The sequence below is a fragment of the Paenibacillus sp. FSL K6-2859 genome (genome assembly GCF_038008265.1).
Lineage (GTDB): Bacteria > Bacillota > Bacilli > Paenibacillales > Paenibacillaceae > Paenibacillus_AQ > Paenibacillus_AQ nitricinens.
This window is the reverse complement of the sequence record NZ_JBBOYU010000001.1, coordinates 2,879,363-2,895,433: the sequence shown is the minus strand read 5'-3', so window position 1 is coordinate 2,895,433 and position 16,071 is coordinate 2,879,363. Positions and strand designations below refer to the sequence as shown.

The following is a 16,071-nucleotide window of genomic DNA, read 5'->3' as shown; positions in this document are numbered from 1 at the left end:
TCAGTTCGCTTGAGGGGGTTTCATGAAATCTGTGGGTGTCTGCCCAGTTACTTTTTTGAACACTTGACTAAAATACTGTGCATTCCCACCGAAGCCGAACATTTCAGCGAGTTCAAATACTCTTACATCACCACTATGCATAATATGTTCCGATGCTTTAGTAATCCGGTAGTTGGTAACGTAGTTAGAGAACTTCTCCCCTGTAATTTTCTTAAATATCTTCCCAAGATAATCAGGATTCATATATAACATTTCAGCAGCTACTGAGCTAAGTGACAGTTCTGCATTTTTATAATCGTCAGCAATAATCTTGAACATTTTATCTACGATTAACGATTGGCGACTCCGAAAATGACGATCATACATCGCTGTCAACCGAGCAGCAGCATCTTTTACATAGGTTTTAAGACCACTTAAAGTCCTGATCTCAGCCAGTTCCACCATACTTGAAGTAAAGTTATTTCTTTCATCAGGGACGGCTAGACGTATCATCGCAGAATACAATTGCAAAACATAAGAACGCGTTACATTAATATCCACACGCTGTTCAGCTAGCAGATTAAATAACCGTTCTAATTCAAATTCTACTGCACTTTGTTCGCCCGCCTTAATCAGCAGACAGAGTTGCTCTTCATCTAGTTCAATGTCATTTCTTCCGCTTAGTTCATCGCTAGGAATATCACTTCCTGTGATTAGACCTCCCTCTTCCATATAAAAACAGTGGTTAAGACATTGCAGGGTCTGACGATACAATCTCCGTGAATGTATCATGAAGTCCGCGTCACTAATCGCAATGGTTACATCCACTTTATAAAATTTGTAGAACATTTTCCTTACATCAGAAATTCGCTCAAGCAGTGTACTATTCAGCGCAGTCTCTCCTTCGACTTCCATTAGTGTCAGAATAAATCCACCTATCCTTGTACTAAGCAACGTTTCTTGTAGCATATCCTGTGCAATATTTTGCAAAGCAAATAGTTGCTCATATTCATAAGAACCTTCTAATCTGAACAAGATCATACGCACCACTTTGTCATTTAATTCGATGCCAAGCAGCTCCTGATAATACACTAAATCTTGACTCCCGTATGTCTTGTTAGAGATCCATTCCTTCAAAAATTGTTCCTTCACATGCGGCAGAACTTTAGTAAAACGCTGCTTCATATCAATTACAAATTCCGTCCGGCCTTTTAGTTCATTCAGCTCTGCTACCAGTTCAACTAACGCATCATGAATTTGATTCTCGTTGCAAGGCTTAAGCAGATAATGCTTCACTCCATGCTGCATAGCGATACAGGCGTAGTCAAAATCCTTATACCCCGTCAACATAACGAACTTCACCTCAGGAAACCGTTCACTGCATTTCTGCACCAAGCCTAGTCCATCCAATCCGGGCATGGAAATATCAGTAATCACGATTTCAGGGCGAAGCTCCTCTATTTTCTCCAAGGCTTCTATCCCGTTTCGCGCAGTACCCACAAGTTCCGTTCCTGCCTGAGCCCAGTCCACTACCTGAGATATGCCTTCTAGTATCAACCGTTCATCGTCAACCAGCAGTAACTTAAACATTCTCTTGCACTCCTTTTAAATAAGGTATACGTACATGTATTGTCGTTCCTTGACCTGGCTCACTTTCAATCACTGTACCCCATGCTGGACCAAATACGATTTGAATACGCTCTGCGATGTTCGCTAACCCAATGCCTTCGCCACGTGTCTTAACTCTTCCCTGCTGTAAATCTTTGATGAACTCGGCACTCATCCCCGGCCCGTTATCACTAACACGAATATCAAGGCCCTGTTCTTCCTCACTCACGGTTATAGAAATCGTGCAAGGCTCGATATTAGGCTCCAAAGCATATCGGATCGCATTCTCGATCAACGGCTGAAGCGTCAGCTTCGGGATTAAAGCGTCATGCAAATGTTCAGGAAACTCCATGCGGAAATCCAGTCTATCGTCAAATCGTGTCTTCTGGATAATGACATAATTACGTACAATGGTGAGCTCTTTTTCAATCGTAATCAAAGGGTCTTTAAGACCGATCGAACTCCGAAACAAGTAGCCGAGAGCTTCTACCATTTCTGAGATTTTAGCTTGTTTGTTCATCTTCGCTAACCAATTGATCGACTCAAGTGTATTGTACAAAAAATGCGGATTGATCTGTGCCTGCAGTGCTTTAAGCTCGGTCTCTCTAATAATGAGCTGCTTCGCATAATTCTCATCGATAAGTTCTCTGATTCTGCGGATCATCATTTTAAAGGTTCTGTTAAGCTGACTTACCTCGTCCTGCGCAGTCTGCGAAACGACACCAAGCGACTGTTCCTCCAAATTATCCAGATCTCCCTTTTCAATTTGTTTCATGTTTTTGGTCAGCTTTGAAATCGGGCGTACAATACTTCGGGCTAATCGATAGCCTAAGAGTAATCCAATGAGTAAGATGAGCGCGAATATGATGACAACCAATTTTTTTACAAAAGTAATATGTTTGAACATCTCATTGAAGGGGGTCGCATTGATATACATCCATTCCATATAAGATGATTTAGTCTTCGTTATAAAGTATGTTCCTTCTTCATACTTAGCCGTACGATAAAGTTCGGAACGTTCCGTTTCCGCTTTAAGCTCATTTGGCAGCAACATCGGAGTTTGGGGATAAACCGCTAGCCCTGAAGTCGCATCTGCAACAATCAACTGATCGCCATCCGAAGTGTTACTAGTGCTATCTGCAATAATACGATCAATCCGAATTCGAATGACTAACGTCCCTAAATCGTCCAGCGTAAAGGTTGATCCGGTGTAAGATTTAATCTGCCGAACAGCCAGGAGTGAATTCTTATTACCTTGGGGATACCACACAATACTACCGCTAGCTTCCTTAGCCAGAGGCTTTAATTGATCCTGAAGATCCTGTGATACACCTTCCCGATTCCCCGCAGTCATGGCACCGCCATTCGTATCCAACAACATCATGGAATAGACGTATTTCTCTGCTCCTGCAAAGGCAACCAACCTGTTTATGATTTTATTATGTAGGACCTGCCGCTCATATGGTTGAGGATCATCCTGCAACTGGCGAAGACATTCCTGAATTTGCTCATCAGAGACCACTGTAAAAGAAAGTTGTTCCAGCTCTCTTAAAGTACTCTCTATACTGATAGATGACATCCCCAGCACTTCAGATGCCTTTTCATAGATTTGCTTGTCATAAATTCGATAAACATACTGCAGGACGGTTAAAGAGAACAGAAAGGACAGCAGCAGCAAAAATGAAATGATCAATATCATTTTATTAAAAATACCCGAACTCCTGTAAGCGCTAACATTCTTCCAAAACATAAGCATCCTCCAATTCACTCTAAACCCTTATTATGGTATTTAATATTTATCGTCACTATAACCTATCATAAATGATATTGAATCATTTGGGAAAACTTACAACAAAAAGGACTTAAAGTGAAATCCAGAGTCAGAATTCACTTTAAGCCCTTATCCTGAGCCTAAGACACTCCTATAGAAGACTAACCAAGCATCATTCGATCATCCGCCAGTTTATGACCACTGATGGTCTCAAATTCTCCAAGCAGGCGTTCTACCGTAAGATCCTTTTTCCTTGTTTCATCAATATCTAGGATAATACGGCCCTTATCCATCATGATAAGACGATTGCCAAGACGTATAGCCTGTTCCATGTTATGGGTAACCATAAGCGTAGTCAGCTTCATCTCACGGACGATAGACTCTGTCAGTTTAGTAATCAGCTCCGCTCGTGAAGGATCAAGTGCCGCTGTATGTTCGTCTAATAACAAGATTTGCGGCTGGGTAAAGGTTGCCATTAGCAAACTCAGCGCTTGTCTCTCCCCACCAGATAATAATCCTACCTTAGCTCGCAGACGATTCTCAAGTCCGATCCCAAGACGGCTTAACTCCTCACGAAACATCGTCCGTCTCGCTGCATTTACACCAAACGATAATCCTCTACTCTTCCCTCTTTTAAAAGCCATCGCTAAATTTTCTTCAATCGTCATCCGTGGAGCCGTACCTGCCATCGGGTCCTGAAAAACCCGTCCGATCCAGCGACTGCGCTGATATTCTGCTAAATGGCTAATCGAATTCCCTTCAATACTCGCTGAACCAAGATCCGGCTTCATCACACCAGAAATAATGTTCATTAGTGTCGACTTACCAGCACCGTTACTTCCAATAATGGTGACAAAGTCACCGGGAAGAAGCTCCAAATCAATGCCAAGTAGCGCGATCTTCTCATCCGGTGTCCCAGGATTAAACAGCTTAGATACGTTATCCAGTTTAAGCATCGATGGTGCCTCCTCTCTTGCTGCTAAGCGCTTGTTCAGCTAATTCAAGCGAACGTTTACGCGCCATATTCTTCTGCTTCAAGAAACGCTGAATCGATGGGAATATAAGTGCGAAAATAACGATAATTGCCGTAATCAGCTTAAGATCCGAAGGTCTCAACCATGGTACATACAAGGCTAGTGCAACTACGATTCGGTAAACAATAGATCCCAGAACAACTGCCAACGTCGCACGGAATACATTTCCAGCACCGAAAATGGCTTCACCAATGATTACCGAAGCTAAGCCGATAACAATCATCCCTATACCCATGGAGGAATCCGCAAAAGTAGAATACTGAGTGATCAATGCACCTGAAAGTGCCACCATTCCGTTGGATAAGCTGACGCCGAGAATGGTCGTATTATCTGTGTTTACACCCAGACTACGGATCATTCTTGCATTATCTCCGGTAGCCCTTAAAGCAAGCCCAAGATCTGTACGCAAGAATAAATCCATTATAATTTTCACAAATAAAACAACAAAAGGAAGAACAAGAAGTGGATTGATGGACGAGAACAACGTGGTATCACCCATTAGTGACCAGTTAGGCTTGCCGCCAAAAATTCTCAGATTGATGGAATAAAGTGCGATCATCATTAGAATACCGGATAACAATCCATTAATCTTGCCCTTCGTATGTAATAGACCCGTACACATTCCTGCCAGCATCCCACCTGCAATAGCAGCAAGCGTGGCTAACCAGGGAGCATAACCATTGGTAATCATAACGGCAGCAATTGCACCGCCAGTAGTAAAGCTTCCATCTACAGTCAAATCAGGAAAATCCAAAATGCGAAAAGTAATATACACCCCTAAAGCCATAAATGCATAGAGCAACCCCATCTCCACAGCCCCGAGCATTGAATCATACATAGAAGTCTTCTCCCTTCAAGCGTCAAGGGGCGCCCTCATGGAATCGCCCCTATATAATGTCTTATTGAATAATATTGTTAGCTTGATCGGCAACTTCTTTTTTCATCGCATCCGTCACTTCTATCCCTTGTGCGGCAGCGGCTTTAAGGTTAAGGATAAGATCGAGCTTTTCTTGCATCGTTACTTTCATATCTGCTGGCTTTTTACCATTCTTCAGAATGTCCACTGCCATTTGTCCAACTTGGTATCCATGATCGAAATATTTGAACCCAACGGTTGCAAATGCGCCTTTTTCAACGGTATCCCGGTCACTGGAGAAGAACGGAATTTTCTTATCATTAGCCGTTTGAATGATCGTATCCACAGCACTCACAACTGTGTTATCCAAAGTAATATAGAATGCATCTACACGACCAGCAAGTGATTCAGCAGCTTGCTTCACTTCAGAAGTATTCGTGATGGCTGCTTTCACAAGCTCAATGCCATGTTTATCCAGCTCTTTCTTAGCAATATCCGCCATAATTACAGCATTCGGTTCACCTTCATTGATAACAATGCCCAGCTTCTTCACATTAGGAAATTGAGTAGCAATAAATTGCATTAATCGATTGATAGCTTCAGGATTCGTGTCAGATACACCAGAAACATTTCCCCCAGGATGCTCTAGATCAGTAACGATCTTTGCATCGATTGGATCAGTCACAGCTGCGAACAGAATCGGAGTATCCTTACTTGACTTACTAAGTGCTTGAACAACAGATTGAGCAGAAGGTGTCGCAATAGCTACTACCAAATCGTTGGTGTCTCCAGCAATCTTCTGAGCAATGGTCAAGTTATTCGCTGGGTCAGCTTGAGCATTCTCAAGGTCAACCTTCAGGTTTTCTCCTTCAACAAGCCCCGCATCCTTTAAAGCAGCAAGAATACCTTCGCGTGTAGCATCAAGTGATGGATGTTCTACGTATTGCGAAATTGCGATTTTGTACGTTTTGGAATCAGCAGTTCCAGCATTCGTTGGCGCATTACCAGTGTTCGTTGCGTTGCCTGAGTTTACAGCGGCGTTATTGTTGCCACAGCCAGCAGCTACTAACATGAAGCATAAGCTTAAACCCATTAAAATGTTTTTCTTTTTCATTAAAGTACCCCATTTCATTAGATTATTAACGCGTGCATCAAAGTGAGCGACTCAGCATTATCACTTTTATCGATAAAAGCATTAAAGCATAAGCTTACACGTACCTCACAATAATGATGGAAATCTATTAAACCTATATTATATGGAGGTTGTTTATCCGTCAATCACTTATCCTACTTCCATAGATTACAAATTTTATAGCGCATAACTCACCAATATAGGAAGGACTTGGTTATGTCTTACAGTGATTGCCTTGGTCCTCATTACATAAAAAATAGCCCCCTGCACAAACTTAAACTACAGTTTGAACATGGAGCGTGTCATATGCCTAATAACCACAAAAAATTACTATCCACTGCTACTGTATTGCTCGCTGCCGTTTTATCAAGTACCGCATGCGGTTACTCTTCACAATCACAAAAACCCAAGGTAAACGCTGTAACTCCCGATGGCATGCAAGCCTCAAGTTATTATGAAAAGTCCGCCATCACCGATGCTCAAGGAAAGTACTGGATTCCACTCAAACCTGCGATCACTTCACTCGGCTATCGAATGAAAGATGATACTACTCATGGTGGATACACCAAAATTGGCTACAGTGATGTTATGTATATGCTGCGCCCTGGCTCTACTCAAGTCTTCTCCCTAGGTGAGAAAATCACACTACCGCAGGCACCTAGACGACAAGAAGGTCAAATCTATATCACACCGCTAGCTCTATCCAAATTTCTTCAAACAGAAGTGGGTTGGAATCCTCAGTCTGGTGAAATCAACATAGCCACACCGACCGACCATGAGGCTATTATAAAAACGCCATCTGCTAAATCACTAAATGAAGCTAAACCATTTCGCATTCAAAGTATTTCTGAAGCAGACAAGAAGGAATTAGTTACTTATGCCAAAAAATTCTTAGGCGTACCTTATGAATTCGGTACCGGGCCTTATGAAGAGACTAAGAAATTTGATTGTTCTTCTTTTACAAGGCATGTATTCAAACAATTCGGTGTAAACTTACCGCGTCTTGCCAAGGATCAAGATAATATAGGTTCTCGAGTACAACGCAATGCACTAGATGTCGGCGATCTTATATTCTTCACTGTCCCAGGTCGGTTTGAAAGTGATGCTATACCAGGGCATGTTGGTATTTACATTGGGGACGGCAAGTTCATTCACACCTGGGGTGATCCCGGCGTTCAGATCAGTGAACTCGACTCAGGGTATTGGAGCAACGTAATCCTGCATATGCAGCGCATTCTGTAACCACATTCACTGACTAAAGGCACCTCTAAAGAAAGCCTGAATCCTCCGCTTTGGAAGGGTTCAGGCTTCTTTGTTGCAGCATAAAGCGGTATTCTTAATCCCAGTTCTTGCCCTTGCCACTTAAACGTACAAACAGCTTTACAAACTCTACAATCACTATAATCGCCAGTGCTGCAGCAATTACAATTCCCCACTGTAACCCGCTTAAATGTGAGACACCAAACCAATCATTCAGTCCTGGGATGATGATCACCAGCACCAGCATAAGTGTTGAAATCAGTGATGCCCACAGCATATACCGATTGCTGAACCAGCCAATCTGGAACAACGATTTCGTATTGGATCTGACGTTAAACGCATGAGAAATTTGCAGTAATCCTAATGTGGCGAATGCCATCGTAACCGCAATTCCCTCATTGTAATGGGTATGTGCCCACTGGTATACAAACAGCGTAAGAGCAGCCTCTAATATACCCTGGTAAATGATCCCGATTCCCACGCCACCAGCAAAGATACTGCTACTGGCTTTGCGTGGTTTCTTGGACATCAAATCATCCCCCGCCTTCTCAAGCCCAAGAGCTAGTGCCGGTAGGGTATCGGTAACAAGATTAATCCATAGAATATGAATTGGCTCGAGGATACGCCAGCCGATCATGGTTGCAATGAATAGCGTGAGCACTTCCCCAAGATTGGCCGAGAGTAGGAACTGGATTGCTTTACGGATATTGCTGTAAACCTTCCGCCCTTCCTCAACAGCAACAACTATGGTCGTAAAGTTATCATCTGCTAGTACCATGTCTGAGACGCCCTTGGCTACATCCGTTCCTGTGATTCCCATCCCGACGCCGATATCTGATGATTTAAGCGCAGGAGCATCATTTACACCGTCACCCGTCATGGCAACAATTTTCCCTTTTTTCCTCCATGCCTTAACGATCCGAACTTTATGTTCAGGAGATACACGTGCATAAACCGAATAATTAGTGACTTTCTCAGCAAATTCCTCTTCACTGAATTTATCCAGCTCACTGCCGGTCAATACGCCCGTCTCATCTTCGATAATACCTAATCTTTTAGCAATGGCCGCTGCAGTATCTCGATGATCTCCTGTAATCATTACAGGTCTAATCCCCGCTTTACGACAGATAGCTACCGCATCTCTTACTTCCTCTCTTGGAGGATCAATCATACCAACTAAACCGATAAATACAAGTTCTTTCTCCGTAGCTTCCGGTGAAAGGTTAGTCGGTAGCTGCTGTTCATCTCTGAAAGCAAATGCCAACACTCGCAGTGCATCATTCGCAAGCATTGTATTACATTCCATGATATGTCGTGAATGTTCATCCTTAAAAGGAACAATCTCTCCATCCACGTAGATATGGCTGCATTTGGACAAAAGCACATCTGGTGCACCTTTCGTTAACACACGATAACGTCCGTTCTCAACTTCATGAATCGTCGTCATCAGCTTGCGGTCCGAGTCAAATGGCAGTTCATTTTTACGTGGGAATTTCTTTTCTAAATCCCTTTTGTCAGTACCTATACTGAGCGCGTAGTCCACTAACGCTGTTTCCGTAGGATCCCCGATAATCGCTTTACCACTCTTAGTTTGTGGGTCCTTAGCTCCTTCATTCCCTCCAGGTTCTTCAGAGGAATTCCCTTCGTCAATGCTGGAATCATTACAAAGCGTCATAGCCTGAAGCAATAGTTCACCACCCGGTGTCCCTTCAAGACCTTCAGCAGCTTCTTTCGTAGTTCCATTGACATGCACTTTTTCGACAGTCATCTTGTTTAGAGTCAAAGTACCTGTCTTGTCAGAGCAAATAATTTCGGTGCTTCCGAGTGTCTCTACAGCGGGGAGTTTGCGAATAATCGCTTTTCGTTTAGCCATCCGCTGCACACCGAGTGCCAAGATAATCGTAACAATGGCTGGCAGCCCTTCAGGAATCGCTGCAACTGCAAGTGAGATCGAGGTGAGAAGCATATCCAGCAGCTCTCTACCCTCAAATATACCGACGGCAAAAATGACTACACAGACACCAAGAATAATAAAGGTGAAATATTTTCCTAGTTCATCCAGTTTCTTTTGCAGCGGTGTTACATCATTCTCTTCCTCCGAGATAAACCCAGCAATCCTGCCGACTTCAGTCTGCATTCCTGTAGCTGTGACTACACCAACAGCTCTACCGTAAGTTACATTGCTGCTCATATAAGCCATATTGGTGCGATCGCCGATAACAATATCTGTTCCCTCAAGCACACCTACCTTCTTTTCTGAAGGCAATGATTCTCCGGTTAATGCGGCTTCTTCCGTTTTCAATGAAGCAGCTTCTAATAGTCGAATATCCGCCGGAACTACATTTCCAGCTTCCAGCAATACGATATCCCCAGGTACAAGGTCTTCACTTTTAATTTCAGAGACCTGACCTCCACGTCGCACCCTGGCATGTGGAGAAGACATACTTTTCAGGGCATCTAGCGCCTGCTCTGCCTTATTTTCCTGAATAACGCCAAGTACCGCATTCAGGATGACTACTAACAAAATAATGACTGTATCTGTCCATTCTCCCAAAACCCCAGACAATACTGCCGCTACTAGCAAAATAAAGATCATTACATTTTTAAATTGTTCAATAAATTTCCCTAGCAGAGATTTGGTTTTTGCTTCTTGAAGTACGTTCTTCCCATACTGCTCCAGAAGTTTAGCGGCTTCACCGGAAGACAAACCATCTTTCCTTGTTTCCAGCCTTTTGAGCACTTCTTCCTCACTTAGTGTATGAAAAGGTACCTGCCCCTGCGATTTTGGATCCTTTGAGTTCAAGACAATAGCCTCCTTCCGGGATTGAGATTATGGTAAAACCTCTCATATGAGTCTTACCCAAAAAAGCCTTAGTGATTCTAGAACGTTATGTACAATTTTAGAAATTAAGCCGTTCAGTCTCCTTGACTCGATCAAAGCTCTTGAATCTAGTCCCTTGATAAAGGAGTTCTCCTCGATCCCCTTCTACAATCAGACCGTAATCCTGATCTCTAACCTGCAATTCCAAACGTCCACCATCCTCAAACTCAAATGTCACATAATAGCTAGTATGTGCGCTCGATTCACCCGATCCACCCCATACCTCAGTCCTTTTCGTCACAGCTTTAGAGCTAGCTTTTATCAAGGGACTTGCGTTGTTGGACATCCAGCTTCTCACTGATTTATATATTATAAAAACGAAAATACCTAGAATTAACAAAGCAAATAATTTAAAAAATAGGGGCATCTCATGAATGAAATTCCCGAAAAAGCTTTGTTCATCAAAACCGTTAAAATCCTGCCATTCGCTCAAATTTATTCCTCCTGACTGATAGAAGATAATAAAAGTCTTCTTTTCTACGAAATACGTCATTATTCCCGTTCGGTTTCATGTTTTCATCGTTTTCAAATGAATTTTTTTCACAAAACCATTTGGAATCAAATGAAAAGGTATGGTATGCTTTTTATACTACATACGGTTGGGAGGTGTTATTTCGGTGCAATATATAGCGCGTTTGTCACTACATTGGTTTCTTCGTATAGTCCTAATTCTAGGAATGATGTTTTCTTTTCCGCCGGTTTGGTCTGGAGGATTACTCACTACGGAGCAAGAATCAACGACAACCGAAATTGAACGTTACGAGCGAAAGTTTATACCTCCCGTAAGGACGGCACCCCAAATAACTCCTCAAATAGGAGCCATCAAAATAACTGAACAGTGGGGAACTAAATCTATTGCAGTAGCTGCAATACTCCCTGCACTTTCTTTAGTATTCCGTCCTGTGATCTATAAATTTTTGCTTCGACTGCGGCTGTACCTGCTAAAATTCACTTCTCACTTTCTAATATCAATACGCCATGCGAAGTTCATCTCTGCCTTAAATGAATGTTAGCTGAAAGGCATTTAGAACTTCCATTGATAAATATTCGAAGAAAGTGAAATGATTATAAGACACCTAAATGTAGGTAACGAAAATGAATAAAGTTGTTTCCCCTGCTAAAGGAGGAAAAACATTGCAGACTAAGACAACACAACATAAACAACTACGTAAAAATTCAGTATTCCGAGTTCTAACCGTTATTGCAGGAGCACTACTTGCCGCAGTAGGATTAGAGTTATTTCTCATACCACATGGGCTTGTAGTTGGTGGAATCACAGGTTTATCGGCATTATTCGCTCATACCACTGAAATGCGGCTGGGATTGTTTCTTTTCCTATTCAATCTGCCTTTTATATTCATGTCTCGAAAGCAAGTGAATCTTCGCTTTGCTCTGTATACCGTTCTAGGATTGACTTGCTTGACCATCGCTTCTCTTGCTCTACACCGTTTTCCTGCAGTGATTAGTGATCCTTTACCTGCTGCTATGGCAGGTGGGATCTGTTTAGGACTTGGTATCGGTATATCTGTCCGATTCGGTGGTGTGAACAAACATGCAAGTGATCAAGGATATTCACTTCTGAGTGGTGGACCGCCAAAGTCAACCGAAGTCATCATCATGATTCTGAACTGTGCTATTTTACTTATAGCAGGCACACTATTTGGCTGGGAGCAAGCCATGTACTCCATTATTGCTTACTTATTGGCCTTCGAAGGTGTGAGATTCTCACTCCGAGGCTTGTCCGATTCACGCGCTGCATGGATTACCAGCAATCGTTGTAAGGATGTCCAGGAAGCGCTCGAAAACTCACTACATCGAGAAGTCGGCCTTGCTGAAGGCTCAGGGCAAAACGGAGAGCTTAGCACATTGTTTTGTCTCATCAACAAAATGGAGGAACATCAACTGCGGACCATCGTCCTTGATTGTGATCCCAACAGCCAAATTGTGCTCAAATCAGCTGCCAGTGATCAAAGATTGAGTAACCTGCCATCATAACTGACAATCAAGTGATGACCCCTCTTATTTACCCATTTCTTTCACTAGAACAGAGAATTTCTGCAAAAGTACAGGAATATCCTCAATTATCGCTCGTAAGCTTCTTCTGAGGCAAGAATTCCTGCAGATTTGCATAAATCAAAAATAGAAGCTGTCCCAAGTAGCATTCACTACTTTGGAGACAGCTTCTATTTTTTTGAGCTAGCACACTTTCCTAACGGAACATTCCCCATAAACGGATCAAGTGGAAGGTGTTGTTCGGATCAATTTTCTGAGCGATAATAAATTTCACAATTTGGTCTTCCTGCGTCGAGGTCAATTTCTCGTTCAGTACACCTGACGCATTCCGTACCAGCCTGCGAACAACCGCAGTGTCCTGTAATTCTTGTTTCGAGACGCCGTTAATCATATTTTTAATACGATCTTTGACAGTCGCGTTTTTCATCTTCAGCTTGATGCGTTCCACGAGCTGAGGGCTAATTCCGAATTGTTGATAACCCAAGTGTAGCACCTCCCGTCATATCCAATCTTTCACAGTATATGAGGCTTAGGTGCTGGATGTGCCTACTTAGTCAATTAATTCCCCTTGGAAAATTTGCTCGCCTTGTAAATAATGCCGAAGAGGTGCATATTCAGGAGATGTCCAGAACTTCTCATCCTTGAGCAGCTCTGCCACATCATCACGCGCCTGCTCCAGCACTTCAAAATCAGCGGTCATATCCGCCAAGCGGAACTCCGGTAACCCACTCTGCTTGGTTCCAAAAAAGTCACCTGGACCACGCAGCTCCAAATCTCTCCGCGAAATCTCAAATCCATCATCGGTGTCCGTCATGGCAGTCATTCGTTCACGCCCGATTTCAGATTTTGGATCAGCCACTAGTACACAATAAGAGGCATGCTGACCTCTACCAACCCGTCCACGAAGCTGGTGCAGCTGTGATAATCCGAACCGGTCTGCATCCATAATAATCATCAACGTGGCATTAGGAACGTCTACACCTACCTCTACAACCGTTGTGGATACTAAGAGTTGCAGTTCATTGTTGTAAAATGCTCGCATCACTTCATCTTTTTCAGCTGGAGACATCTTTCCATGCAAAAGCCCAACTTTATAGTTAGGAAAAGCTTGGCTCATCTGAATATGTAAATCTATAGCATTCTGTACATCCAATTTCTCCGATTCTTCAATGAGCGGACAGATCAGATAAGCCTGACGTCCCAGCTCTATTTCACGCTTAATGAGATTCAGGACACGATCCATGAGATCATGCTTGACCCAATAACTGGTTATAGGTACTCGACCTTTCGGTCTTTCCGACAGCGTGGATACATCCATGTCTCCAAAAACAGAGATCGCGAGTGTTCGTGGAATAGGCGTTGCAGTCATTGTAAGTACATCCGGATTGTATCCTTTACGCCGCAATACACCTCGTTGGTTGACACCAAACCGATGCTGCTCGTCCGTAACAACAAGACCCAGATCACGGAAAAATACATCCTCCTGAATCAATGCATGCGTCCCTACAACAATATCGAGCATCCCCATTTGTAGTGAAGCTAACAATTCTTTACGTTTCCGTCCAGTTACACTCCCTGTTAACAGACCAACCGTAATTCCAAACGGCTCAAACATCTTCGTAAGTGAACGCATATGCTGCTCTGCTAAAATCTCAGTGGGCACCATAAGCGCACCCTGAAAACCAGATCGCACGGTAGCAAAAAGCGCGACGGCAGCTAGTACCGTTTTGCCGGAACCGACATCACCTTGAAGCAGCCGATTCATACAATAGGGCGATCGCAGGTCATGTAAAATCTCCAGTTCCACTCGTTTCTGAGCATCTGTAAGCTCAAAAGGCAAGCTGCGAACAAACTGACGAACGGTTGCGTTATCCACAGTATGAACTACACCATCCATCCTACCGCGATTGAGCACCCGGAATGCCTGCATCTTCAGTTGGAACAGAAACAACTCCTCATACACCATCCTGCGGCGTCCCTGCTGCCCTTCACGCGTATCCTCTGGCCTATGAATGGTAGCAATCGCCCGTTTGCGGGGCATAAAATCATATTGACGCATAATAGAATGTGGCAATATCTCGGGAATTAAATCTCCATACTGTTGAAGCGCCTGATTAATACTTTTCCTGATCCACGACTGCGTGATCTTTCCACCCACGGAATAGACTGGCTGTAGTGTCCCTGTCTTCCCTTCCCCACGATCGGGAAATTCAAAATCCGTCACTGTAATTTGATTTCGCTTCTGATCCCATTTACCTGTGAGTACAATTTCTCTTCCCACAGTAAGTTGCTCACGCACGTAATGACGATTAAACCATGTAGCTGTGAACATCCAAGGCTCCGCAACCATTTTGCAGCTAAGTCGTGATTTACCTCCAAAACGCTGCAGCACAGGGATACCGATCACTTTAGCCTCTGTAGTCACTTTATCCCCATGTTTGGTTTCACTCAGCGAACGCGGGCGATAATCCTCATAACGAAACGGATAATATTCTAACAAATCCTTTACTGTAAAGACGCCAAAGGCGTGAAGCTCGCTTTGCTTTTGAGCACTCACGCCAGTTATGTTTTTTACTTCAATTTGATTTAATGACAGTGTCATATTGATCCCTCATTTTGCAGGCCAAATGAATACAGCTAATGTACCGTTTCCGACATGACTGCCCACGACAGGGCCGACGTTCGTCAGCACTTTCTCTTCCAGTGTAAAATGTCCTGACAGCTCTTTCAGGAACTCTTCACCAGAAGACGGTTCAGCCGTATGACCCACGGCCACATTGATTTTGTCTACACCTTGAATATCCTTCTTAAATAATTCAATCATACGGGCAATAGCCTTCTTACGGCCTCTAACTTTCTCGACCGCATATATTATTCCTTCTGCATCAATAGAAAGGATCGGCTTAATATTAAGAAGCGTTCCCAGAATGGCCGAGGCCTTTCCGATTCTCCCGCCTTTTTGTAAATATTCAAGTGTATCTACCAAGAAGTAAAGCTTACGAGATTGGCGCAGACTTTCTACAGCTTCAAGAATCGCTTCGGGACTCTTATCTTCAGCAGCCAACCTGGCGGCTTCCACCACCATAAATCCAAAACCGTAAGAAGCGGAGAGAGAATCTACTACAGTGATCCCTTCTCCCTCTTCCTCCAACATCGATTTAGCCAATAGTGCTGATTGATACGTACCGCTTAGTCCAGAAGAAATATGAAACGAAAGGATAGGACTTCCCGGGGAACGTTCCAGAATATCTCGATACACATTCATGTATTCAACCGGTGAAGGTTGAGAAGTAGTCGGCAACTGTGACGAGCGGGGAAGTCGCTCATAGAACTGCTCCGGCGTCATATCCAGATTGTCCCGGAAAGCCTCTTCGCCGAACATCAAGGTCAAAGGGACGACCTCAATGCCATACGTTTCCGCCATTGCTGGCGGGATATCAGATGTGCTGTCGGTGACGATAATGGTACGATTCATGGATTATCTCCCCCATACTATAATTTTGCCAACTACGTAATTAGCAAGTTGCTTCTGAACTG

13 protein-coding genes are annotated in these 16,071 nt (G+C 43.3%); 3 read left to right on the top strand and 10 right to left on the bottom strand.

From position 1 onward, the window contains the following. The 5 genes from MHB64_RS12675 to MHB64_RS12655 all read right to left on the bottom strand — a co-directional run bounded on the left by MHB64_RS12675 (position 1) and on the right by MHB64_RS12655 (position 6,362). A complete protein-coding gene (locus MHB64_RS12675) occupies positions 1-1,569 on the bottom strand; it encodes a response regulator transcription factor (protein ID WP_094868560.1) in 1,569 nt (522 codons plus the stop codon). Next, positions 1,562-3,337 (bottom strand): sensor histidine kinase, encoded by a 1,776-nt coding sequence (locus MHB64_RS12670; protein ID WP_341134543.1) that lies wholly within the window; start codon positions 3,335-3,337, stop codon positions 1,562-1,564. The genes MHB64_RS12675 and MHB64_RS12670 overlap by 8 nt, the downstream gene beginning before the upstream one ends. A gap of 182 nt (positions 3,338-3,519) precedes the next feature. Beyond that, positions 3,520-4,314, bottom strand: a complete 795-nt coding sequence (locus MHB64_RS12665; protein ID WP_042187421.1) for an ABC transporter ATP-binding protein — start codon at positions 4,312-4,314, stop codon at positions 3,520-3,522. Beyond that, positions 4,307-5,230 carry an ABC transporter permease gene (locus MHB64_RS12660; protein WP_094875664.1) on the bottom strand — a complete coding sequence of 308 codons (924 nt, stop codon included), beginning with the start codon at positions 5,228-5,230 and terminating at the stop codon, positions 4,307-4,309. Before MHB64_RS12660 ends, MHB64_RS12665 begins: the two co-directional genes overlap by 8 nt. Before the next feature lie 61 nt (positions 5,231-5,291). Then, positions 5,292-6,362 (bottom strand): ABC transporter substrate-binding protein, encoded by a 1,071-nt coding sequence (locus MHB64_RS12655; RefSeq protein ID WP_094868556.1) that lies wholly within the window; start codon positions 6,360-6,362, stop codon positions 5,292-5,294. A 324-nt stretch (positions 6,363-6,686) separates the two neighbouring features. On the opposite strand from MHB64_RS12655, the gene MHB64_RS12650 reads away from it, so the two are divergent. Further along, a complete protein-coding gene (locus MHB64_RS12650; RefSeq protein ID WP_341134542.1) occupies positions 6,687-7,622 on the top strand; it encodes a C40 family peptidase in 936 nt (311 codons plus the stop codon). A gap of 94 nt (positions 7,623-7,716) precedes the next feature. On the opposite strand, the gene MHB64_RS12645 is transcribed toward MHB64_RS12650, so the two are convergent. Both MHB64_RS12645 and MHB64_RS12640 read right to left on the bottom strand, forming a co-directional pair. After that, positions 7,717-10,443, bottom strand: a complete 2,727-nt coding sequence (locus MHB64_RS12645) for a calcium-translocating P-type ATPase, SERCA-type (protein WP_094868554.1) — start codon at positions 10,441-10,443, stop codon at positions 7,717-7,719. 97 nt (positions 10,444-10,540) lie between these two features. Beyond that, positions 10,541-10,954 (bottom strand): DUF2500 domain-containing protein, encoded by a 414-nt coding sequence (locus tag MHB64_RS12640; RefSeq protein ID WP_256989677.1) that lies wholly within the window; start codon positions 10,952-10,954, stop codon positions 10,541-10,543. A gap of 184 nt (positions 10,955-11,138) precedes the next feature. On the opposite strand from MHB64_RS12640, the gene MHB64_RS12635 reads away from it, so the two are divergent. After that, positions 11,139-11,534 (top strand): hypothetical protein, encoded by a 396-nt coding sequence (locus MHB64_RS12635; protein ID WP_094868553.1) that lies wholly within the window; start codon positions 11,139-11,141, stop codon positions 11,532-11,534. 121 nt (positions 11,535-11,655) lie between these two features. Beyond that, entirely contained in the window at positions 11,656-12,516 is an 861-nt protein-coding gene (locus MHB64_RS12630; RefSeq protein WP_179281483.1) for a YitT family protein, read from the top strand. 214 nt (positions 12,517-12,730) lie between these two features. On the opposite strand, the gene MHB64_RS12625 is transcribed toward MHB64_RS12630, so the two are convergent. From MHB64_RS12625 to MHB64_RS12615, 3 genes are all read right to left on the bottom strand, one after another. Next, on the bottom strand, positions 12,731-13,018 hold the full coding sequence (locus MHB64_RS12625) for a stage VI sporulation protein F (protein WP_042187408.1): 288 nt from the start codon (positions 13,016-13,018) through the stop codon (positions 12,731-12,733). Positions 13,019-13,084: 66 nt separating this feature from the next. Next, positions 13,085-15,136 carry an ATP-dependent DNA helicase RecG gene (gene recG, locus MHB64_RS12620; protein WP_076282907.1) on the bottom strand — a complete coding sequence of 684 codons (2,052 nt, stop codon included), beginning with the start codon at positions 15,134-15,136 and terminating at the stop codon, positions 13,085-13,087. Positions 15,137-15,145: 9 nt separating this feature from the next. Further along, positions 15,146-16,009, bottom strand: coding sequence for a DegV family protein (locus MHB64_RS12615; RefSeq protein ID WP_094868551.1), 864 nt, complete (start codon positions 16,007-16,009; stop codon positions 15,146-15,148). Positions 16,010-16,071: the final 62 nt, after the last annotated feature.

Excerpts from the sequence above, each read along its gene's own strand:
- MHB64_RS12675 (WP_094868560.1), bottom strand. The coding sequence starts at position 1,569 with ATGTTTAAGTTACTGCTGGTTGACGATGAACGGTTGATACTAGAAGGC.
- MHB64_RS12670 (WP_341134543.1), bottom strand. The coding sequence starts at position 3,337 with ATGTTTTGGAAGAATGTTAGCGCTTACAGGAGTTCGGGTATTTTTAAT.
- MHB64_RS12665 (WP_042187421.1), bottom strand. The coding sequence starts at position 4,314 with ATGCTTAAACTGGATAACGTATCTAAGCTGTTTAATCCTGGGACACCG.
- MHB64_RS12660 (WP_094875664.1), bottom strand. The coding sequence starts at position 5,230 with ATGTATGATTCAATGCTCGGGGCTGTGGAGATGGGGTTGCTCTATGCA.
- MHB64_RS12655 (WP_094868556.1), bottom strand. The coding sequence starts at position 6,362 with ATGAAAAAGAAAAACATTTTAATGGGTTTAAGCTTATGCTTCATGTTA.
- MHB64_RS12650 (WP_341134542.1), top strand. The coding sequence starts at position 6,687 with ATGCCTAATAACCACAAAAAATTACTATCCACTGCTACTGTATTGCTC.
- recG (WP_076282907.1), bottom strand. The coding sequence starts at position 15,136 with ATGACACTGTCATTAAATCAAATTGAAGTAAAAAACATAACTGGCGTG.
- MHB64_RS12615 (WP_094868551.1), bottom strand. The coding sequence starts at position 16,009 with ATGAATCGTACCATTATCGTCACCGACAGCACATCTGATATCCCGCCA.